Raw genomic sequence first — 19,953 nt, 5'->3', positions numbered from 1 at the left:
CAACTTTGTGACGCTTTCGTTAAGACATGAGGAATTCAGAAGCATGGAAACAGAGTCCACCATGACTTCCGCCTGCCTTGCCCGGCAGGCGTTGAAGGAGGCGCTGGCTCAGCAGCGCTGGCAGGCAGGCGAGAAGCTTCCGCCAGAGCGCGAGCTATGCGACTCCCTGGGTGTGAAGCGGATGTCGCTGCGCCAGGCATTGCTGGCGCTGGAGAATGAGGGGGCGATTTTCCGCCTGGATCGAAAGGGCTGGTTCGTGGCGCAGCCTCGTTTCATCTATGACCCGCTGAGTTACGTCAGCTTCCAACGTGCCGCATCCGAGCAGGGTGAAGCGAGCTGGCAGGACCTCTCGCAGGAGCGGATCGAAGCCGACGCCGATCTGGCCGCCGATTTCGGCATCCAGCCGGGGGAACCGCTATTGCGCGTCTACGGCTGGGGTGCCTTCAACGGTCACCGGATATTCGTCCATGACGTGCTGATCAACTGCCAACGCGCGCCAAACTACCCCGCGAAGCTGGCCGGGCGCTCCTTCACCGAGGTCTGGGAGCAGGAGTTCAACATCACGCCGAAACTGGCAGATCTGAAAGTCCGCCCTGTGCGGTTGGAAGGGCAGCCCCAACAGTTGCTTGGCTGCACCAGCGGGGCGCCGGGGCTCTACATCAGACGTATCAAGACCGATGAGCAGGGGCAGGTGATCCAGCTCGACCGGGAGTTCTGGCGCTTTGAGGCATTGGAGCTGCACTTTTCACCGGAGCAAGTCAGATGAATTCGATTTCCCGCCCGGGGTTACCCGCGGCAGCGCTACCCCTTGCCCAACAGATGGCCGATGAGGCAAGGACCATCATCAAGTGCTACTTCCGCACCCGGCCGGCGGTAGATGCGAAGGGCGATGACAGCCCCGTGACCATCGCCGACCGCGAAGTCGAACGAATGATGCGCCAGCACATTGAAGAGGCCTTTCCGGAGCATGGCATCAAGGGCGAGGAGTTTGCCCACCGCAATCCAGAAGCAGACTGGTGCTGGCATCTCGACCCGATCGACGGGACCAAATCGTTCCTGTCTGGTTCGCTTTGCTTCGGCACACAGATAGCCCTCAGCTACCGGGGTGATCCGGTGTTGGGCCTGATTGATCAGCCGATAACCGGCGAGCGCTGGTTGGCGAGTCCTACTCGGACAAGCGAGTTGAACGATCAGCCAATCCGTACCTCATGTTGCACCGAGCTGGCCGAAGCAGTGCTCTATACGTCTGACCTGGCCTGCTTCCAGCAGGGCCAACTCGGCCACTTCAAACGCTTGCAGCAGGCAGTCAGCCTGACCCGCTATTCGCACGACTGCTACGCGGCAGGTCTACTGGCACTTGGTCAGATCGACTTGTTGGTGGAGGCCAACGTCTATCCCTACGACATCGCTGCGCAGATCCCGGTGATTGAAGGGGCGGGCGGCATAGTCACAGACTGGCAAGGTAGTCCGTTGCGCCTGGAGGGGCGAGTCTGTGTGTTGGCGTCGGCCAATGCCGAGTTGCATGCCAAGGCACTGGCGACGCTGATTGAAACAGGACGTTCGTAGCCTTAGGTCATTACGGACAGGGGCTACCGTCTTCGCAGGAAGCAGGCAGACAACTCGTAGAGGCCATGGAGATAAGCCGCCAGCTCGAAAGGCCAACCCTGAACGCAGTGAAGCCCAACATTCGGGGCGTTGGGCTTCGCAAGCTCAGCACCAGCCTGCACTTGCTGCGCCTGGTCACCAGTCATACGATTCGACTGTTCCTCAGCCGGAGGAGTCATCGTGAAGCCGGTGACGCTCCTGATGCGCATCCTGGCGCCTGCCATCGCCCTGGCGCTGGCATCCGCCGGCCTGCATGCCGACGACCAGTTCGCGCCGTTGCGCGACGCCATGGTGCGGGAGATCGCCGCCATGACGTCCGTCACCCGCGCCGAAACCGGCCGGGCCGAGTTCGCGGCGCCGGTGATGGCCGCCATGGTCAGGGTGCCGCGCCACCAGTTCGTCCCGCCCGATGAGCAACCCTACGCCTACGAGAACCGGCCGCTGCCGATCGGCTACGGCCAGACCATCTCCCAACCCTACATCGTCGCCCTGATGACCGACCTGGCGCAGGTCGGGCCCGGCGACGTGGTGCTCGAGATCGGCACCGGCTCGGGCTACCAGGCGGCGATCCTCGCCGAGCTGGCGCAGGCGGTCTACACGCTGGAGATCATCGAGCCGCTGGCACTGCAGGCCAGGGAACGCCTGGGCCGGCTGGGCTATTCGAAAGTGCGGGCCCGGCTGGGCGACGGCTACCAAGGCTGGCCCGAACAGGGTCCCTTCGACGCGATCGTCGTCACCGCCGCCGCCAGCCATGTGCCGCCGCCACTGATCGCCCAGCTCAAGGCCGGCGGGCGGATGGTGATCCCGGTCGGCGCGCCGTTCATGACCCAGTACCTGCTGCTGATCGAGAAGGCCGGCGATGGCAGTCTGTCCACCCGGCAGGTGCTGCCCGTCCGCTTCGTGCCGCTGGTCGGGGGCGGCTGAGCATGCATTCGCCGCCGTTGCTCGCCCTGGCGCTGCTGTCGGCCTCCGCGCTGGGCTATGAGGTGCTCCTGCTGCGGTTGCTGTCGATCATCCAGTGGCACCATTTCGCTTACATGATGATCAGCGTCGCGCTGCTCGGCTACGGCGCTGCCGGCACCGCCGTGGCGCTGGCGCGGCCTGTGCTGGCGTCGCGCTTCCACGGCGTGTTCATCGGCGGCGCGCTGCTGTTCGGGCTGAGCGCCATCGCCTGCTTCAGCCTGGCCCAGCACGTTCCGTTCAATCCCCTTGAGATCCTCTGGGACCCTTGGCAGCCGGCGCGTCTGCTGTGGATCTACCTGCTGCTGTTCGTGCCATTCTTCTGCGCGGCGCTGTGCATCTGCCTGACCTTCACCTGCTTTCAGGAACAGATTCACCGGATCTACGCCTTCGACATCCTCGGCGCCGGCATGGGCAGCCTGGCGATCGTTGCCGCGCTGTTCGTGCTGACGCCGGTCGATGCGCTGCGCCTGCTGGGCGGCAGCGGCATCGCCGCCGGGGCGCTGGCCTGCGGAAGACGCCAACGCTGGCTGGCGGCGCTGCTGCTGGCGCTGGCGGTGGCGCTGCCGGCCGGCGTGCCTGGGCGCTGGATCGCCCTGTCGCCCTCGGAGTACAAGGAGCTGAGCCAGACGCTGCGCATCAAGGATGCCCGCGCGATCGCCCAGACCTGGAGCCCGCTGGGCCTGCTCACGGTGGTCGACAGCCCGACCATTCCCCTGCGCCACGCACCGGGACTGAGCCTCAACGCCACGCAGGAGCCCCCCGCGCAACTGGCCATCTTCACCGACGGTGACGGCCTTTCCGTGCTGAACCGTAATGACGGGCGCCGCGAGCCGCTCGCCTATCTGGACTATCTGACCTCGGCCCTGCCCTACCACCTGCTGCGGCAGCCCCGCGTGCTGGTGCTCGGCAGCGGCGCCGGCGCCGATGTGCTGCAGGCGCTCTACCACGGCGCCAGCGCGGTGGACGCCATCGAACTGAACCCGCAGGTGATCGACCTGGTCCAGCGCCGCTTTGCCGATTTCTCCGGCAGGCCGTACAGCGCACCCAACGTCCGCGTGCTGATCGGCGAAGCGCGTGGCCTGGTGGCGTCGCGCCGCGAGCCGTACGACCTGATCCAGATCGCCCTGCTGGACTCCTTCGGCAGCGCCTCGGGCGGCCTGCATGCGCTGTCCGAGAACTACCTGTACACGGTGGAGGCGTTCGAGGAATACCTGCGCCACCTCAAGCCCGGCGGCCTGCTGGCCATCACCCGCTGGGTCACCCTGCCGCCGCGCGACATTCCCCGGCTGCTGGCTACCGCGGCCGAGGCCATCGAGCGCGATGGGCAGGCCAGCGCGGCACGCCGCATTGCCATGATCCGTGGCTGGAAGACCGCGACCCTGCTGGTCAGCAACGGCGACATCGGCGCCGCCCGCATCGCCGCGCTGCAGGCGTTCTGCCGCCAGCGCTCCTTCGACCCGGCCTACTTCCCGGGGATGACCGAAGCGCAGGCGAACCGCTACAACCTGCTCGACCAGCCGTACTTCTTCGACGCGGCGCAGGCCCTGCTGTCCGGCGAGCGCGCGCAGTTCCTGGCGCGCTACAAATTCGACGTGCGCCCCGTCACGGACGACCGGCCGTATTTCTTCCACTTCTTCAAGTGGCGCTCGCTGCCGGAACTGCTGGCGCTGAAGGCGCAGGGCGGCCTGTCGATGCTGGAGTGGGGCTACCCGGTGCTGATCGCCACGCTGCTGCAGGCCGGCGTGGCCGCCGTGCTGCTGATACTGCTGCCGCTATGGCTGGCGCGGCGGCGCTCTCGAAGCGCGGTTCCGGGCAGGTTCGAAGTGCGGGTAGTGTGCTACTTCGCCGCCATCGGCTGCGCCTTCATGTTCGTGGAAATCGCCTTCATCCAGAAGTTCACCCTGTTCCTCAGCCACCCGCTGTATTCGGTGGCGGTGACGCTGAGCGCGTTCCTGATCTTCGCCGGCCTCGGCAGCCGGTATTCCGGCCGGCAGCGGGCGGGCACGGGTGGAGGATTCCGCCATCCGCTGGCGCGGCCGGTGCTGGCGATCTGCATGTTCGCCCTGCTCTACCTGATCGCCCTTCCCCCGCTGTTCCAGCTGCTGGCGCCGGTATCGACCGTGGTCAGGTTCGCCGTCTGCGCCGCGCTGGTCGCGCCGCTGGCGTTCGCCATGGGCATGCCGTTTCCGCTCGGGCTCGGGCGCGTCTCCGCGCGCGCCGAAGCGCTGGTGCCGATCGCCTGGGGCGTCAACGCCTGCGTATCGGTGGTGGCGGCCGTGCTGGCGACGCTGCTGGCGATCCACCTGGGATTCACCGTGGTGCTGCTGCTGGCGCTGCTGGTGTACCTCGCGGCGGCGGTCGCGTTTCCCTGAGAGCGGCGGTCCGCAGCGAAACGTCGACAGACCTGGCTGAGACGAATTGGCCTGTTGGAACGTGGCTTGTCGCAATTCATCGTGTCGCTGTCCACCTCGATGTTGCAGCGGGAGTTCAGACTAGGCGGCCCGGGTGTTTCTGGCGGCAGAGTGTCCAAGGGTAGTGCAGCTGCGAAAAGCCAAATTCTGGGCGTACGGAAGGGAATGACGCTTGCTGATCTCCTGCCGATTGTTCAATCCCGGATGAGCGGCACAGTGTTTCCTTGCATGTACGCGAGGATATCCTCGATCAGTACACATGCCCTCGTCGGCTGGATCAGCCGAGTTCCTGGATCAACTCAGGGTGCTTGCCCAGGAGGCGGATCAAGACGGTGGCCTGGTCATTGGGGGTGGAGCGATCCTGTTCCCAGTTCTTCAGGGTGGCCGGCTTGGCGTGCAGGGCCTGTGCGAACACCGCGGACCTGACCAATGCCGCCACACGTTCGCCAGTCAGGCGCTGTCGTGCTATGTCCCGGTCGAATGGGTTGCGTGCCAGCTGGGGCACACCGACACCACCATGGTGAAGAAGCACTACGGGCGCTGGATTCCCGCTGATACCCGGAGCATGGCCGGCATCGTATCCCAGATGATGGGGGGGCGATTTGGTCCTAAACCCAAATCCCAGAAAGCAAAAACCCCCGACTTCACTAGGAATATCAGGGGTTTGCTTGAGTCGGAAAGTGGCGGCGAGGGAGGGATTCGAATCCTCCAAATATCAGCACAGGGACGCCCACGACGGCACAACGCGTTGATATTTAAGGGCTTTATCTCAACCGACTGCACTCTTCTGCCCTTTGTCCCACAACGTTTTCGACACTTTTTCGACAGCTTCACTGAGCCCGAAAGGACCTTGCCTGAAGGGTTACATCCAGGCTCTGCGTGATCGCTGCAAAGATGCTCGAAAGGTTGTCCATGCTCGGATTGCCACGGGCGGACAGCATCCGATTCAGGCTCTTCCTCGGCTTACCTGTCGCCACGGCGAGTCCTTCAAATCCAAGTGTGGCATCAACCAGGTTGCGCAGTATCAGGCGTGCGGTAGCAGCTTCGCCCTGGAGGAACAGGGAGCCTGCTTCGGCAAGCAATGCTCTGCTCAAGGCAGGATCTCGTCTGGCCCTCTCAAGCAGGGCTCCATCCCGGGTCAGTTCCATGTCAGATGCTGAGCTGGTCCTGGGTAATACCGAGGACCTTGGCAATGCGCTCGCGTGTGGCCTTGCGCGGGCGGGAAGAGGCCTCCTGCTGGGCATAGGCGGACTGGGTGATACCGAGGCGCTCGGCGACGTCAGTCTGCGTCAGGCCCAGGTGTTCGCGCCAGGCACGAATGGCGGTGGCGCCGTCGACCATGCGGCTGACCACATCATGGGGGATCAGGTCCTCATCGAGACGACGTTGGGCAATGTATTCCTCATAGGGAATAACAACGAACGCCGGCTTGCCGTCCGGGCCGTTGATAATCTGTACGCTAGTAGGTTCGTTCATCGCGTTTCTTTACCTGCTGGACGTCGACCACCCTGATACCTCCATCCCAGTCGAAGAGGACACGGTAGTTGCCGACCCTGAGCCGGTATCCGTATTGGTGGTTGGCCAGTGCCTTGACGTTCTGGCAATCGGGCATTCTGCTGAGCTCGCCCACCGCATCGCGGATCTGCACCTGGTGCTGATGGTGCAGCTTGAGCAATTGCTTAACGGCCTTCCTGGTCCAGTTAACTGAATTCATCGCCGGATATTAGCCTTTTATTAGACTTTGTTAAACAACCTAATAGCTAGGCCGCCATCCCATATCGCACATACCTCTCCTCCAGCTTCTTGGCCAGGTGCTTCTTGAGCCAGGTGGTAGACCTGCCTTTCTCGCGGTAGTACTCCTCCACCAGGTGGAAGATCGGCAACGTCTTGAGAGCTGCCCAGCAGGACGGAAAGTCCATGCGGTTACGGGCAAAGAGCGTGATGGCGTTGCCCAGCATCAGCTCTATGTTCTTTCCCGAGAAGCCCCGTGCCGTCTTGTAGTAGCGGCGGTAGACGAAGCGTTCCAGGGGTGCTTCGAAGCGGGTTTCGGTCTGCAGGATGGTCCAGAGCGGATCGGTGTAGCGCTTGTTGTGCAGGAGCTTGAAGTTGCCAAGGCCGTAGTCAAAGAGGCCCTGGAGGTGGTTGGCGAGTTCGGCGAAGGTGGACGAGTCCAGGATGTTGCCGCTGGCGTCATGGGAGCCCTGTGCGAACTGTTCGACTACCGAGTGATGGAAGCGGAATTCGACGCGGTAGACGTCCTGGGCGGCGTCGTAGTTGGCGGGATCGTCCTCGAAGGGGTTGTCGGAGTCGCGCCAGCGGTTCTCCCAGTAGTCGAGCTTGTCGATAGCCCGGGCCTGGTTGGTCTTGTTGTAGAGGGCGCATTGCAGGGCTCCTGCGGAGCCGAACAGGAAGGACTGGCCACAGCTGTAGGTGGCGGCCATCTCGTCGAATTCGATGGTGCCGATACCGTCGAGCTGACGGACGTTACGGGACTTGCAGCGCATCCTGGACACGAGGTCGGCGGTTGGTTTCCAGCCCTGGAAGTCGACGGCCAAGTGCACGGCGCACTGGCTGGCTTCGCCAGCCAGGCGCTGTCGAGCTACGTCCCGGTCGAATGGGTGGCGCGCCAGTTGGGACACACCGATACCACCATGGTGAAGAAACACTATGGCCGGTGGATCCCTTCGGACACCCGAAGCATGGCCGGAATCGTTTCGCAGATGATGGATTTCCGGGCGGACGAGAGCGGCACCTAGCGGTTTGGAAAGTGCTGTTTTTGCCCTAAATTTGCCCTAAACCCCGAACCCCAGAAAGCAAAAACCCCTGACTTCACTAGGAATATCAGGGGTTTGCTTGAATCGGAAAGTGGCGGTGAGGGAGGGATTCGAACCCTGGAAGCCAGTACCCCATGCCGCGCCAACCCGCTTTAGATCAGCCTCCCAGCTTTGCTGGCCGGTCTGAAGCGGTTCTCGACGGTGCCGTTTTTGCCCCAGCTTTGCCCCAAAGCCGACTTCCATACCTGTCTCCATGCAACACTGCAGCGCCCTGGTAAGCGAAGCGTGCGACGCGTATTCACCAATACAGCGCAAGGCCCTACTCCAAGCTGCAATCGAAAGAGCACAAATGTGAACCTTCAGGACGCCACCCTTGCCCTTTTCCTTGCCGCCCGCATCCACGGTACCGACAGCGCCATCAAGGCAACGGCTAAACGCTGCGCCAATCGCCTTCCCCGTAGTAAGCGCAATCTGCTGGAGCGAGTCGCCTTGCTTCCAGCGATCCCACATCAATGCCTTCTGGCTCTCGGTGTAATGGATGCGGAGTCTTTGCTGCATCTGTAACACTCCTCCTGGCTACCTGAACGAATCTAGTGCGTTGCATCCACCGGTTGAATCCACAGCCGAAAGCGGACACCTTGAATCGGTGTCCGCCACTTAGGCCCTAGCTATACCTCACCAGATTGAGAGCCGGCAGCGGTCCACCGGGGAACTGCGCAAGGCGTCCCTCGGCAAGACCGCCCAGGTCGATGCCAGCAAAGCCCAGGCGCTCGATCAGCGCCGCCACCTCGGTCTTGGCCTCGGCATCCTCCCCTGCATAGAACAGCACTCGGCGTCCTCCCTCGGCTTGCGGGTCGCCAACCAGCAGTGCCGGCGCCAGATGGTTGAAGGCCTTGACCAGGCGGGCCCCGGGCAGCAGCTGCGCCACCACTTCGCTGGAGCTCTGGGCGCCCAGGTCGAAGGGCCGAAAGGTCGGCGCCTCGATAGGGTTGTTGGCATCCACCACGATGCGCCCGTTCCAGGGGCCGAGCCCGTCCAGCGCGGCGGGGATCTTCGACCAGTTCACCGCGAGAAAGACGAGATCCGCCCGGGCGGCCTCCTCGCGGCTGACCGGCCTGACCTTCGGCCCCAGTTCATTGGCCAGCGCTTGCAGGCTCTCGCTCCCGCGACTGTTGGCGATGACGACTTCGATGCCCGCGTTGCTCAGGGCGCGGGCGATGGCGCTGCCTATGGCTCCGGCGCCGATGATGCCTATCTGCATGTCCCATTCCTCCCTCAGGCGGTGAAGCCGCCATCGACCAGCAACTCGGCACCACTGACGAAGGCCGCCTCGGGGCTGGCCAGCCAGGCCACGGCGGCGGCGATGTCGCGACCCTCGCCATAGCGGCCGACAGCGATGTTGGGGCGGACGAAGTCAGCCACCGGGCCGTCCGCCGGGTTCATGTCGCTGTTGGTCGGGCCGGGATGCACGGTGTTGACCGTGATGCCACGCGGGCCGAGGTCGCGCACCAGGCCGCGACTGAAGCCGGCCAGGGCGCCCTTGGTGAGGGTGTAGGCCGAGGCGGTGGCGAAAGCGGCGTACTGCACCATGGAGCTGCCGATATGGATGATGCGACCGCCGCGCCCCATATGTTTGAGCGCCTCCTGGGTGGCGACGAACACGCCGGTGACATTCACCGCGACGATGCGCTGGAAGTCCTCGAAAGCGATCTCCTCCGGGGCGCCAAGCACGCTGATACCGGCATTGTTGACCAGGATTTCCAGCCTGCCGAAGGTGCTGGCGACCTGTTGCACGGCGCTGCGTACCGCTTGCGGGTCGCCGGCATCGGCGGCGATGGCGATGGCCTTGCCGCCGGCCGCGACTATCTCGCCGACCAGCACGTCGGCCTTGTCCGGCGAGGCGTGGTAGGTGATGGCGACGCTGGCCCCGTCGGCGGCCAGGCGCTTGGCGATGGCGGCGCCGATGCTGCGCGAGCCGCCGGTGACCAGGGCGACCTGGCCGTTGAGGGGGAGAGTGGCGTTGTTCATGATGCAAACCTCGTGTGGGTGGTGGGTGTGCTCATGAAACGCCTTGGGCTTTCCCTGCAGTAGTGGGTAATGGCTAGAATCACCTTCAACTGATGATTGAAGGTGTCGCTATGGAAACCCTGGCCAATCTGGAATCCTTCGTGCGCAGTGCCGAGTGCGGCAGTTTCTCCGCCGCGGCACGGCGTCTGGGTCTGACGCCGGCGGCGATCAGCCGCAACGTCGCCCAATTGGAGGCCAATCTCGGCGTGCGCCTGTTCCAGCGCAGCACCCGGCGCCTGACCCTGACCGAGGCCGGCGAGCGCTTTCTCGGCAACGTCGGCGGCGGGCTGGAAAGCATTCAGGCGGCCATCGCCGATCTCACCAGCAGTGCCGGCGCACCGGCTGGCGTGCTGCGCCTGTCGGCGGCCCCGGCCTTCGGCCGCGATTTCCTGTTGCCACTGATGCCCGGGTTTCTCGCCCGCTACCCGGCGGTAACGCCGGAGTGGCACTTCGACAATCGCCAGGTGGAGCTGATTGCCGATGGCTTCGATGCCGCCATCGGCGGCGGTATCGAGCTGTCGCCTGGGGTGGTGGCGCGGGAACTGGCGCCGGCGCATCTGGTGCTGGTGGCGGCGCCTGGTTATCTGGCTGGACGACCCGTGCCGAGGCGGCTGGAGCAGTTGGCCGAGCTCGATCAGTTAGCAATGCGCTCACCCCAGAGCGGCAAGGTGCGCAACTGGATGTTGCAGGGACCGAAGGGCGAGCGTGTGCCGCTGGAGCTGCGCCCGCGCATGCTGGTCAATGATCCCCAGGCGCTCTGTATCAGCGCACTGCTCGGTCTGGGCGTGGCGCTGCTGGCCGTGCCGGATGTGCTGGGGCATCTCGAGAGTGGTGCCCTGGTGCGACTGTTGCCGGACTGGCATGTGGATGCCGGCTCCATCTCGCTGTACTTCGCCAGCCAGAAGCTGCTGCCGGCCAAGACCCGCGCCTTCGTCAATCACCTGGTCGAGCATGCCCGCGAGCAGCAGTGGCCGCGACGCTTCGACGCCAGGGGTAGAGGCTTGATTTAGCGAACGTCCGATTCCGGCCGATTCTGTTGAAAAACTCCCTTCGAGATTTCTGCCCACAAAAGTGCATTGCTTACGCTGAAATTTGAGCGATTTGCGGGGCAGAGAACTGCCTTGGATTTCACGTAGCAACGCTTCAGTCGGGCGTTTTTCGGCTTCTTGCTAGCGAGCCGAGGCGGCTCTGCCGTTTTCAACAGAATCGGCCAATAGCAGTCGCTCGCCGAAGCCCGCTTCCGCCCTTTCCAGTTGTTCGAAGATGTCTGCAAAGTCCGGGATGAGGGGTTCTCTACTTGAAGGGACAACTTGAGCGTGTGCCTTATCTCACAAACGGGTTGGCGCAGATATTCCAGATTGCGCAGCAATAGCCAGCGCGCCTGCTTGATGCCCCATCGCGTCGGGTTGCCATGCCGGAGACGGTTGGCCGGACCTCACGAATCAAGCTGCAGAAACAGGTTGGCCTGATGAGTCAGCAGAATATCCAGTAGAGTTGCCGTCGCCGGCGACTTGTAACCCTCGGAGCGATAGCTCACTCCGATTACCCGCGTCATGGTGGTTTCCGCCAGTGGAACTTCCCGCAGACTGGCCTCCGCCTTCCCACCTAACAGGTGTTCACGGGCAATGAAACTGAGTAAGTCAGTACGGGCAATCAAACGTGGCATCAAGGAAATCGACGTGCTTTCCACCTGCACCATGGGTGTCGGCAGTTGTCGGCTGATGAAGGCGTTGTCAATCCACTTGCGCGCACTGGCTGAGAGAGGTGGCAGCACCCAGCGGTAACGGCACAGCTCGCGCTGGCTGATAGGCCTGCTGAAAAGCGGATGATCGCGGCGTGCCACAACCACGGCTTGGTCCTCCAGCAGAGCATGGGTTTCCAGCCCCTCTACCTTGTCGACGAAGGGACTAATGACCAGGTCCAGATTTCCCTGCAACAGCCCCTCGCGAAGCACATCGTCCATCCCAACCGTAAGTGTCAATGTCACATTGGGAGCGAGGCTCAGCAGCGTCGCTGTGAGCTGTGGCAGCAGGTATTCGGCCATAGAGACTGCACAGCCCAGTCGAATATTTCCTACCAAACCATTGGCGAAGTCGCGTACCTCACGGCGCGTCTCATCAACGCTGTGCCGTAGCTGACGGCTTCGCTCCAGGAGCAAATGCCCCGCTGGGGTCAGCTTGATGCGTCGGCCATCACGCTGGAACAAGCTGGCTCCAAGGGATTCCTCCAGGCGTTGAATGCTCTTGGTTAAAGCAGGTTGGCTACGACACAGGCGCTCCGCAGCGCGGCCTAGGTGGCCAAGCTCAGCAATGGTCTCGAAATAGGCGAGGTCCCGCAGATCCATAATTGATAACTCTGAATTATCGGTTTATCACAATTAGAAAATAGACTTGATGAATCAGCACCAGAATACTGCCGATGCGCGTTGGACACACCCTGCCCCACAGCGCGCACGGAGAATCGCCTTGCCTACCCGTCCCTCTCTCGACTCCATTGCCCTCATGCGACAGTGGCTGCTTCTGCTCGTTCTTGCGGTAATCGCTGGCCAAGTGCTGCGACTGATCGGAATGCCAGCTGCTGACTTCCTCGGTCCCATGCTGGTAGCCATTGGACTTGGCGTGTGGGGCGCGCGTATCCGCGTACCAGCGCTCGCTTTCAAATTTGGTCAGGGGTGCATCGGCTTGCTGGTGGCTCATTCTCTGAGTGCCGAAACGCTTGCCAGCATTGCTCATGATTGGCCCGTCATGCTGCTGGCCACGGCGATAACGGTGGTTATGAGCTTGCTCGTCGCGCTTTTTCTCGTGCGCTACGGTGACCTACCGGGTAGCGCCGCGGCCTGGGGCCTGTCTCCCGGGGCGGCGTCCGCCATGGTGGCTCTGGCCGAGGATCACGGAGCAGACTCCCGAGTGGTCGCCACGATGCAGTACGTGCGAGTGGTCTGCGTAGTGCTAATAGGTGCAGTTGTCAGCCACGCCCTCGGTAGCGAAGTTGCTTCCCCCCAAATCCCGGCTGGCACAGCCCCCCTCGGCTTCACTGTGCCTGCCAATGGCATCCTCACCATCCTTGTTCTGATCGGCAGTGTGTTGATCGGTGCTCGCTTCCCGGCAGGCGCTCTGCTCGTGCCACTACTGGCTGGGGCGGCGATGCAATTGGGCGGTGTATTCATCATCGACCTGCCACAGTGGCTGTTGTGCCTGGCCTACGGAGCCCTTGGTTGCTACGTGGGATTACGATTCGATCGCGAGACCTTCGACTTCGTCGTCCGTCGGCTGCCGTCCATGCTCCTCAGCGCACTTGCCCTGATTGCTCTTTGCGCCCTGTCCGCACTTTTCATTGCGAAACTGCTGGGCAAGGACTTCCTCTCCGTTTATCTCGCCACCAGCCCGGGAGGGCTGGATTCCATGGCAATCATTGCTCTGGATACCCAGGCGGATGTCGGTCTGGTACTGGCCATGCAGACCATGCGCCTGTTCGGCGTCATTCTGGTCGGCCCATACTTGGCGCGACAGATCATCCGCCTGTCTCGATGAACGCACCGTCAATTATCTGGATTGATGGAGCCAGTAGGCAGGGCCAGAAGAGTCATCGCCAGGGAAGTCAGCATTGCCCTTTTCCAGGTGAACGTCAGGAAGTCGCTGATATCGCGATCCAGCATCCCCACCAGCAACAGTGTCGAAGCTACAGGACCTCGGCGATGAGTAGAGGGCTGGAGGGTAGCCGGATTGCTAACGCTACCGCAGCCTGGATCCGACTCCATACCTGGCGAGCACCGAGATCCTGGAAATCAGCCGTTTAACTAATCAACCACTGCTGATGCACGCGTGCGCAGCAATAGACCTGTGCCCATCACCAGGGCAGCGCCACCGGCTGCAGTCAGGTGCTTGGACCAGGCCTCGTTCGGAATCCAGCTCGCCACCGCGATGTCGGTTACAGCCATGCCCCCGGCAATCCAGCCCAGCAAGCCGCCCCCCAGCAGTACAACCTGCGGGTAACGATCCATCAGTCTGAGCACCAGCTGGCTACCCCAAACGATGATCGGAATGCTGATCAGCACGCCCAGGCTGACGAGGACCAGGTTGCCGCCGGCAGCCCCGGCCACCGCGAGCACGTTGTCCAGACTCATGACAGCGTCGGCGATGATGATCGTTTTGATTGCGGCGAAGAAGCTCGCGCCTGCCCTGACTTCGTGGCCCTGTTCGTCTTCGGGCAGCAGCAATTTCACGCCGATCCATAGCAACAGCGCCGCACCTACCAGTTTCAGATACGGCAAGGCCAGTAGCTGCATGGCAAAGAACAACAATGCGATGCGCAGTAGGATTGCCCCAGCTACTCCACCGACGATGGCTCGGCGTCGTTGTTCCTCCGGAAGATGCCGACACGCTAGTGCAATGACCACTGCGTTATCGCCGCCCAACAGGATGTCGATGGCGATAATCTGCATAAGTGCCATCCAGAAAACAGGGTCACTCAGCCACTCCATAAATCCATATCTCCGCTATCGATAAAAAAATCCGGGGGCAAAGCCCCCGGCTCCGGAACCTCCGCCGGCGCGACGGGTAGTCGAGACGGGTGGTCGAGACGGGTGGTCGGAAAAGCGTGGTTTGAGGATTAAGGGCCCGCGCGCCTTGTGGGCACGCGGGCGCGGCGCCCGCTCTTCTAAGCGCCACTTCGGGCTGGTAAGCCCGCATTCGGGACCTACCAGAGCGCGATGTCGTAGGTGAAATACAGGCGATTGTTGTCGCGGCCCCTGCTGTAGCTGGAGCGATAGGCGATGTTGCGCAGCTTCACACCAAGCCCTTTGAGAGCCCCCTGCTGCACCACGTAGGCAAGGTCAATGTCCCGCTCCCACTCGTGAGCGTTCACCTCGTTGCCGCGCAGTTCGGTCGTGCCATCCCGGCCTTTGAAATAGCGAACGCCAGCTGTCAGTCCAGGCACTCCGATGGCCGCAAAGTCGTAGGCATAACCGAGCATCCAGGTGCGCTCGTCCTCCTCGATGAACTTGCCGACACCAGCATTGCTGAAGCTGTAGACCGTGGCGCCGTTGACGAATGGCAGCCCGCCTTCGCCATTCAGTTGCTGGTAGCCTGCGCTTAAGGCATGGCCCTTCAGGGTGTAGGTCAGCAGGCCGCTGTACATGTCGTTGTCCAGCTCGCCATTGCGTGCCTCTCCCGCATCCTGGCTGTGGAAGTAGCGCAGGTCGGTGGTGAGGCTGCCTGGCCCCAGGGGCAGGCTGTGGACCAGGCCGATGAAGTGCTGCTGGTAGAACTCTTCCAGCTCGCCATAGTAGTAACTCAGGGTAAGGGCCTTGCTGGGCTTGTAGTCGGCACCGGCGAACCAGAAGCCCTCACCGTCATCACCTGCGTATCCGTCGGCAGTGATCGAATGGTTGTCACTGGAGTCGCGCATGCGGAACTCGTCGAAGTAACCACCTGTGAGGCTTAGGTCGGCTATATCGGCGCTGGTGACCTGGGTGCCTTCGAAGGTTTGCGGCAACAAGCGCGCATCGTTGCGCACCAGCACCGGCAGCTTGGGCTGATGAGTGCCGTGCTTGAGCGTGGTACCGGCGAAGCGCGCCTTGGCGGTCAGGCCCAGGCTGGAAAATTCGTCCGCGGCCCGACCGTCATCGTGCAGCGGTAAAAGCCCGGTACCGGCGCGGCCGGTGCCGGAATCCAGCTTCACACCCAGCAGTCCCAGGGCGTCCAAACCGAAACCGAAGCGGCCAGGGGTGAAGCCGGATTGCATATCCAGCAGGAAACCCTGGGCCCATTCTTCCTTCTTCGACTGTGCGTTGGCAGCGGACTTGGCGGTCATGCCCGTCTCGTCCTTGAAGTCATCGTTGAAGTAGATGTTGCGCAATTGCAGGTTGGCTTTGCTGTCTTCGATGAAGCCGACGGCCCCTGCCGCAGGTGCCAGGCAGGCGACTAGGCACGCCAGGGTGGAAGGCAGGGGCTTGGCGTTGGTATTCATGGTGTCTTCACCTTTTTGTTCTGGACGCACTCGGCCAGCGGGCGCGCAGGAACACACCACGGGGCCAGATCTCAGGGGGCTTGCCCGACTTCGCCGGGCGAGGAAACTCAGGCGAGCAGCGTGATGGCACCCGTCAGCAGGGCCAGCACGGTAATGACGAGCGAGGTGAGGATCGCCCACTTGTAGGTGAAGCGCTGGAAGTCGCCGATGTCACTATCGACCATACCCACCAGCAGGAGTGTCGAGGCCACCAGCGGACTCATCAGGTGCACCGGCTGGCCGAGGATGGAAGCGCGTGCGATTTCCACCGGATCGATGCCATAGGCCGCAGCGGCCTGGGCGAGGATGGGCACCATGCCGAAGTAGTACGCGTCGTTGGAGAGCACGAAGGTAAGCGGCATGCTGGTGATGGCCACCACCAGCGGGAAGAAGCTGCCCCAGGAGGATGGGATCATCTCCACCAGGGAGTTGGCCAGGGAGTCCACCATCTTGGTGCCGGAGAATATGCCGGCGAATACCCCGGCGGCGAACACCAGCAGCACCACGGTCATGGCGTTACCCGAGTGAGCGAGGATGCGCTCCTTCTGCAGGTCCAGCTGCGGGTAGTTGATCATCAGCGCCACCACGAAGCCGAGCATGAACAGCACCGCCGCATTCATCAGCCCCATCACCAACGCCACCATCACCGCGATCACCAGCAGCAGATTGAGCCAGATGAGCTTCGGCCGCTTGTTCGGGTTATCGGCAAGAATCAGCTTGATGTAGCAATCGTCGCCACCGGTCTTCAGGTGGGTGTTGCCAATCCGCTTCAGTTCTTTGCGCCCGAGGATGTAGGCGGTGAACACCACCCAGAGGGCGCCGCCCGCCATGGTCGGCAGCATGGGAATGAAATACTCGCTGGCGTCCAGCCCGAGCACGGCAATGGCGCGAGTGGCCGGACCGCCCCAGGGGCTCATGCCGCTCATGATGCTCAGCGACAGCATGGATACGCACGCGAGGATCAGCGGGTTCATACCGATACGCTTGTACAGCGGCAGCATGGCGGCCACGGTGATCATGTAGGTGGTGGTACCGTCACCATCCAGCGCCACCAGCAGCGACAGCACAGCCGTGCCCATGGCGATCTTCACCGGGTTGCCGTTGACCGTCTGCAAGATGCGGCGGATCAGCGGGTCGAACAGCCCGGAGTCGATCATGATGCCGAAAAACAGGATGGCGAAGAGCAATAGCGCTGCCGAGGGCGCCACCGTCTTCAGGCCGTCGAGCATCATCTTGCCGAGCTCGGGCGCGAAGCCGCCAACCAATGCGAAGACGATGGGGACCACGGTCAGGGCCACGACCGGAGACAGGCGTTTGGTCATGATCAGGTAGGTGAACACGACGACCATGGACAAACCGAGCAGAGAAAGCATGGCGTTGGACTCTTGTAATTATGGTTTCCAGCTCCATTTGGGCGTACGAGTCGCCGCACATGAAGCAGCTAATCGCCAGGGCGTGCAAGCGCCCCAGGCATCCTCACGACGAACGTGGATGACCGGTTGCAGCGCAGTTGTGATGTAAGCAGCGAGTGATGGAAGACTTCATTTTTTTTACCCGTCTTGTGATTGTTGTCTGGGCGCATCGAGACGCGGGACAGCATTTGGAATCAGTGGATTGCATCCGGCATGCGGTAATAGAGACGACCATCCATGATCTTGCGCGCAGTACGGATCAGCGAGACTCGGGCGATATCCATCGGGTTGCCTTCACGCAACTCGACTCGCAGGTCCAGATGACCTGAGGGGTGCTCGATACGTATGGACGCGAGGGGTTTGCCAGCTTCTACGCGACTGGTTTCCAGGGCGAGGCGATGGGCCACGCTACCGGAAACATTCACTGCGGCGCCAAGAGCGATCGCGCCAGTTACGGCAAGCGCCTTGTGGCAGCGCTGTGGTACGAAGTAGCGCGCGCACAGCGTTCCGTCTTCGCCAACTGCCGGCGACAGCAGAATGGGTTTTGGCAGCACCGACTGGCTGACATCTCCCATGCCCATGCGGCGGCCCGCTTCACAGCGAATGCGCTCCAGACGCTCAAGCATTGCGCTGTTGGCATCCAGTGCAGCCGGATCGGCGTGACCATCCACACCCAGGTCGCTTGCACGAATCATCACCGTCGGGGTTGCGGCATCCAGGCAGGTGACGTCGACACCCTCAATCTGCTCGATAGCATGACCTGTAGGAAGCAGGGCCCCGGTCTTGGCACCAGCGACGTCCAGGAAGCTGAGACGAATACCCGCTGCAGAACCTGGAACGCCACTGATACTGGTATCGCCTTCGTATTCCACGCGACCACGCGGAGTAGGTACGAAACACTCAATGATGCGCTGAGTGTTGACGTTGAACACTCGCACTCGCGTCTCGCCGTAGGTGGGAGCCACAAGGCCAGTCTCGATCGCGAATGGGCCAACGGCCGAGAGCATGTTGCCGCAGTTGGGCGTGAAATCTACCCGGCGCTCGGTCACGTCCACTTGGGCGAACAGGTAGTCCACATCTGCGTCCGGGCGACTGGAGCGTCCAACGATGGCCACTTTGCTGGTAAGGGAGTTACCGCCACCAATACCGTCCACCTGGAGCGGATGACCGGAGCCCATCAAATCGAGTAAGACCTGGGCACGCGCTTCCTGCGAATCAGGCAGATCGGTCATGTGGATGAAGGGGCCGCGTGAGGTGCCGCCACGCATAATCATGCAAGGGATGCTGTTCATCATCTTGGTTTAATCCGTGACCGTTCCAACGATGGCTACAGCTTGTCAGCGCTCTTTTGATGCTTCAAATGCAAATATCAACAGCAACTGATAGGATATGCGCATTAATGCACAGAGCAGAACCATAGAGGTCCTTTCATGCATAGAATAGAATTCCTCGACCTCGCAGCTTTTGTGCGAGTGGCTGAATCACAGTCCTTTCAGGAAGCCGCCCAGGCACTCCATCTATCCCAGCCGGCGCTGTCTCGCCGCCTTCAGAAACTGGAAGAAACCCTTGGAGCCAAGCTGCTGGAGCGCACCACCCGGCGCACCTGGCTAACCGAAATAGGCAAGGAATACCTGCCCCGGGCTCGACGGATGCTGGAAGACTACGAGTCCTCGATACAGGGCATACGTGAGCTCAAGACACACCAAAAAGGTACCGTGACGATCGCGTGCATCCCGACCGCGGCGTTCTACTTCCTGCCCAGCGTGATACGGGTGTTCAACGAGGCCTACCCGGGCATACGCATCCGAATACTCGATGTCAGCGCCAACGAAGGTCTGGAGCGCGTGGTGAGCGGAGACGCTGACTTCGGCATCAACATGATCAGCGCCCAACATCCTGACGTTAGCTTCACACCGCTGCTTCGTGACCCATTCGTACTCGCAATGCGGAGCGACCATCCTTTGGCAGCGCTGTCTGAAGTGAACTGGCAAGATCTCCAGAACGTACGCCTGATCACTGTGAGTCGAGACAGCGGCAACCGCATGTTGCTGGACAGTGCCCTTTCAGGCCATGGAATCCGCCTCAACGGCTTTTACGAAGTGCAGCATCTATCCACCTCGCTGGGCCTGGTCGAATGCGGCCTTGGTGTAGCGATTTTGCCGCGGATGGCCATGCCTGATGCCGAACATGAAAACCTCTGTTCCAGGGAGTTACCTCCCCCTCATATCGAACGCACCATCGGGCTGGTGCGTCGAGACGGCGAGCCCCTATCGAGCACAGCAGAACTCTTCATTGAGATGCTGCTCAAGCGATGGCGTGAATAGGCCTTTAACGCCCCTACCTTGTATTTGTGGAAGGTAATTGTCCATACGGCCACTGCCGGCAAAACTGTAGTGGTCAACCCATCCCGGACAGTGGGTTGAGTTTTTCTTCGGCCACCGCAGGCGGTAGCCCGTCGTTGTACTGATGCGGCCTGATCCAGTTGTAGCGGTGCATCAGGTAATGGCTGACGTCCCGCCGGGCCTCCTGCGCCGTCAGGTAGCCCGTCGACGGGATCCACTCCGACTTCAGGCTGCGGAACAAGCGCTCCATTGGCGAATTGTCCCAACAATTCCCCCGACGACTCATGCTCTGCTGCATCCGGTAGCGCCAGAGCCGTTGCCGGAACAGGCGACTGGCGTACTGGCTGCCCTGATCCGAATGGAACAGCACCTG

At 62.1% G+C, this 19,953-nt stretch carries 20 protein-coding genes and 2 pseudogenes; 8 read left to right on the top strand and 14 right to left on the bottom strand.

The features are described 5' to 3' along the window. The first annotated feature begins 43 nt into the window (after positions 1 to 43). From E8F11_RS13600 to E8F11_RS13580, 5 genes and pseudogenes are all read left to right on the top strand, one after another. The gene (locus E8F11_RS13600; protein WP_280289338.1) at positions 44 to 766 is read left to right on the top strand and encodes a GntR family transcriptional regulator; all 723 of its coding nucleotides are present in this window, start codon (positions 44 to 46) and stop codon (positions 764 to 766) included. Continuing rightward, positions 763 to 1,566, top strand: a complete 804-nt coding sequence (locus tag E8F11_RS13595) for an inositol monophosphatase family protein (RefSeq protein ID WP_280289337.1) — start codon at positions 763 to 765, stop codon at positions 1,564 to 1,566. The genes E8F11_RS13600 and E8F11_RS13595 overlap by 4 nt, the downstream gene beginning before the upstream one ends. Positions 1,567 to 1,785: 219 nt before the next feature. Beyond that, on the top strand, positions 1,786 to 2,529 hold the full coding sequence (locus tag E8F11_RS13590; RefSeq protein ID WP_280289336.1) for a protein-L-isoaspartate(D-aspartate) O-methyltransferase: 744 nt from the start codon (positions 1,786 to 1,788) through the stop codon (positions 2,527 to 2,529). Positions 2,530 to 2,531: 2 nt separating this feature from the next. After that, positions 2,532 to 4,940, top strand: a complete 2,409-nt coding sequence (locus E8F11_RS13585) for an SAM-dependent methyltransferase (RefSeq protein ID WP_280289335.1) — start codon at positions 2,532 to 2,534, stop codon at positions 4,938 to 4,940. Positions 4,941 to 5,391: 451 nt separating this feature from the next. After that, positions 5,392 to 5,574, top strand: a pseudogene (locus E8F11_RS13580) (site-specific integrase); the annotation flags it as partial. A 235-nt stretch (positions 5,575 to 5,809) separates the two neighbouring features. Here the strand turns inward: E8F11_RS13580 and E8F11_RS13575 are convergent. From E8F11_RS13575 to E8F11_RS13545, 7 genes are all read right to left on the bottom strand, one after another. Beyond that, positions 5,810 to 6,127: a transcriptional regulator gene (locus tag E8F11_RS13575; RefSeq protein WP_280289334.1), complete on the bottom strand. Its 318-nt coding sequence runs from the start codon at positions 6,125 to 6,127 to the stop codon at positions 5,810 to 5,812. Between the two features lies 1 nt (position 6,128). Continuing rightward, entirely contained in the window at positions 6,129 to 6,455 is a 327-nt protein-coding gene (locus E8F11_RS13570) for a helix-turn-helix transcriptional regulator (RefSeq protein ID WP_280289333.1), read from the bottom strand. Beyond that, positions 6,439 to 6,693: a type II toxin-antitoxin system RelE/ParE family toxin gene (locus E8F11_RS13565; RefSeq protein WP_280289332.1), complete on the bottom strand. Its 255-nt coding sequence runs from the start codon at positions 6,691 to 6,693 to the stop codon at positions 6,439 to 6,441. The genes E8F11_RS13570 and E8F11_RS13565 overlap by 17 nt, the downstream gene beginning before the upstream one ends. Positions 6,694 to 6,739: 46 nt before the next feature. Further along, the gene (locus E8F11_RS13560) at positions 6,740 to 7,618 is read right to left on the bottom strand and encodes a hypothetical protein (protein WP_280289331.1); all 879 of its coding nucleotides are present in this window, start codon (positions 7,616 to 7,618) and stop codon (positions 6,740 to 6,742) included. A 153-nt stretch (positions 7,619 to 7,771) separates the two neighbouring features. Further along, on the bottom strand, positions 7,772 to 8,311 hold the full coding sequence (locus E8F11_RS13555) for a hypothetical protein (protein ID WP_280289415.1): 540 nt from the start codon (positions 8,309 to 8,311) through the stop codon (positions 7,772 to 7,774). A 106-nt stretch (positions 8,312 to 8,417) separates the two neighbouring features. Beyond that, complete coding sequence (locus E8F11_RS13550) at positions 8,418 to 9,014, bottom strand: NAD(P)-binding domain-containing protein (protein ID WP_280289330.1); 597 nt, start codon at positions 9,012 to 9,014, stop codon at positions 8,418 to 8,420. 14 nt (positions 9,015 to 9,028) lie between these two features. Beyond that, the gene (locus tag E8F11_RS13545) at positions 9,029 to 9,781 is read right to left on the bottom strand and encodes an SDR family oxidoreductase (protein ID WP_280289329.1); all 753 of its coding nucleotides are present in this window, start codon (positions 9,779 to 9,781) and stop codon (positions 9,029 to 9,031) included. A gap of 110 nt (positions 9,782 to 9,891) precedes the next feature. On the opposite strand from E8F11_RS13545, the gene E8F11_RS13540 reads away from it, so the two are divergent. After that, the gene (locus E8F11_RS13540; protein ID WP_280289328.1) at positions 9,892 to 10,830 is read left to right on the top strand and encodes a LysR family transcriptional regulator; all 939 of its coding nucleotides are present in this window, start codon (positions 9,892 to 9,894) and stop codon (positions 10,828 to 10,830) included. A 425-nt stretch (positions 10,831 to 11,255) separates the two neighbouring features. Here E8F11_RS13540 and E8F11_RS13535 read toward each other — a convergent pair whose 3' ends face one another. After that, on the bottom strand, positions 11,256 to 12,164 hold the full coding sequence (locus E8F11_RS13535) for a LysR family transcriptional regulator (protein ID WP_280289327.1): 909 nt from the start codon (positions 12,162 to 12,164) through the stop codon (positions 11,256 to 11,258). Positions 12,165 to 12,279: 115 nt separating this feature from the next. Between E8F11_RS13535 and E8F11_RS13530 the strand changes: the two genes are divergently transcribed. Then, positions 12,280 to 13,350 (top strand): AbrB family transcriptional regulator, encoded by a 1,071-nt coding sequence (locus E8F11_RS13530; RefSeq protein WP_280289412.1) that lies wholly within the window; start codon positions 12,280 to 12,282, stop codon positions 13,348 to 13,350. An 8-nt stretch (positions 13,351 to 13,358) separates the two neighbouring features. On the opposite strand, the pseudogene E8F11_RS13525 reads toward E8F11_RS13530, so the two are convergent. From E8F11_RS13525 to E8F11_RS13505, 5 genes and pseudogenes are all read right to left on the bottom strand, one after another. After that, positions 13,359 to 13,505, bottom strand: a pseudogene (locus E8F11_RS13525) (damage-inducible protein CinA); the annotation flags it as partial. Positions 13,506 to 13,616: 111 nt separating this feature from the next. Beyond that, positions 13,617 to 14,300, bottom strand: a complete 684-nt coding sequence (locus E8F11_RS13520; protein WP_280289326.1) for a TerC family protein — start codon at positions 14,298 to 14,300, stop codon at positions 13,617 to 13,619. 215 nt (positions 14,301 to 14,515) lie between these two features. Next, complete coding sequence (locus E8F11_RS13515; RefSeq protein ID WP_280289325.1) at positions 14,516 to 15,787, bottom strand: OprD family porin; 1,272 nt, start codon at positions 15,785 to 15,787, stop codon at positions 14,516 to 14,518. 107 nt (positions 15,788 to 15,894) lie between these two features. Then, the gene (locus tag E8F11_RS13510) at positions 15,895 to 17,199 is read right to left on the bottom strand and encodes a citrate:proton symporter (protein ID WP_280289324.1); all 1,305 of its coding nucleotides are present in this window, start codon (positions 17,197 to 17,199) and stop codon (positions 15,895 to 15,897) included. Positions 17,200 to 17,432: 233 nt separating this feature from the next. Then, positions 17,433 to 18,530, bottom strand: a complete 1,098-nt coding sequence (locus E8F11_RS13505; protein ID WP_280289411.1) for a 4-oxalomesaconate tautomerase — start codon at positions 18,528 to 18,530, stop codon at positions 17,433 to 17,435. A gap of 138 nt (positions 18,531 to 18,668) precedes the next feature. On the opposite strand from E8F11_RS13505, the gene E8F11_RS13500 reads away from it, so the two are divergent. Continuing rightward, positions 18,669 to 19,562, top strand: a complete 894-nt coding sequence (locus tag E8F11_RS13500; protein ID WP_044874439.1) for a LysR family transcriptional regulator — start codon at positions 18,669 to 18,671, stop codon at positions 19,560 to 19,562. A 73-nt stretch (positions 19,563 to 19,635) separates the two neighbouring features. Here E8F11_RS13500 and E8F11_RS13495 read toward each other — a convergent pair. Beyond that, positions 19,636 to 19,953, bottom strand: a 318-nt coding sequence (locus E8F11_RS13495; RefSeq protein WP_280289323.1) for an integrase core domain-containing protein, incomplete at its 5' end; no start/stop codon positions are given.

The sequence above is a fragment of the Pseudomonas sp. BN417 genome (genome assembly GCF_029871205.1).
Taxonomy (GTDB): domain Bacteria; phylum Pseudomonadota; class Gammaproteobacteria; order Pseudomonadales; family Pseudomonadaceae; genus Metapseudomonas.
This window is presented reverse-complemented; position numbering and strand designations above follow the sequence as displayed.

Excerpts from the sequence above, each read along its gene's own strand:
- E8F11_RS13600 (WP_280289338.1), top strand. The coding sequence starts at position 44 with ATGGAAACAGAGTCCACCATGACTTCCGCCTGCCTTGCCCGGCAGGCG.
- E8F11_RS13595 (WP_280289337.1), top strand. The coding sequence starts at position 763 with ATGAATTCGATTTCCCGCCCGGGGTTACCCGCGGCAGCGCTACCCCTT.
- E8F11_RS13585 (WP_280289335.1), top strand. The coding sequence starts at position 2,532 with ATGCATTCGCCGCCGTTGCTCGCCCTGGCGCTGCTGTCGGCCTCCGCG.
- E8F11_RS13575 (WP_280289334.1), bottom strand. The coding sequence starts at position 6,127 with ATGGAACTGACCCGGGATGGAGCCCTGCTTGAGAGGGCCAGACGAGAT.
- E8F11_RS13570 (WP_280289333.1), bottom strand. The coding sequence starts at position 6,455 with ATGAACGAACCTACTAGCGTACAGATTATCAACGGCCCGGACGGCAAG.
- E8F11_RS13565 (WP_280289332.1), bottom strand. The coding sequence starts at position 6,693 with ATGAATTCAGTTAACTGGACCAGGAAGGCCGTTAAGCAATTGCTCAAG.
- E8F11_RS13555 (WP_280289415.1), bottom strand. The coding sequence starts at position 8,311 with ATGCAGCAAAGACTCCGCATCCATTACACCGAGAGCCAGAAGGCATTG.
- E8F11_RS13550 (WP_280289330.1), bottom strand. The coding sequence starts at position 9,014 with ATGCAGATAGGCATCATCGGCGCCGGAGCCATAGGCAGCGCCATCGCC.
- E8F11_RS13545 (WP_280289329.1), bottom strand. The coding sequence starts at position 9,781 with ATGAACAACGCCACTCTCCCCCTCAACGGCCAGGTCGCCCTGGTCACC.
- E8F11_RS13540 (WP_280289328.1), top strand. The coding sequence starts at position 9,892 with ATGGAAACCCTGGCCAATCTGGAATCCTTCGTGCGCAGTGCCGAGTGC.
- E8F11_RS13535 (WP_280289327.1), bottom strand. The coding sequence starts at position 12,164 with ATGGATCTGCGGGACCTCGCCTATTTCGAGACCATTGCTGAGCTTGGC.
- E8F11_RS13520 (WP_280289326.1), bottom strand. The coding sequence starts at position 14,300 with ATGGAGTGGCTGAGTGACCCTGTTTTCTGGATGGCACTTATGCAGATT.
- E8F11_RS13515 (WP_280289325.1), bottom strand. The coding sequence starts at position 15,787 with ATGAATACCAACGCCAAGCCCCTGCCTTCCACCCTGGCGTGCCTAGTC.
- E8F11_RS13510 (WP_280289324.1), bottom strand. The coding sequence starts at position 17,199 with ATGCTTTCTCTGCTCGGTTTGTCCATGGTCGTCGTGTTCACCTACCTG.
- E8F11_RS13505 (WP_280289411.1), bottom strand. The coding sequence starts at position 18,530 with ATGAACAGCATCCCTTGCATGATTATGCGTGGCGGCACCTCACGCGGC.
- E8F11_RS13500 (WP_044874439.1), top strand. The coding sequence starts at position 18,669 with ATGCATAGAATAGAATTCCTCGACCTCGCAGCTTTTGTGCGAGTGGCT.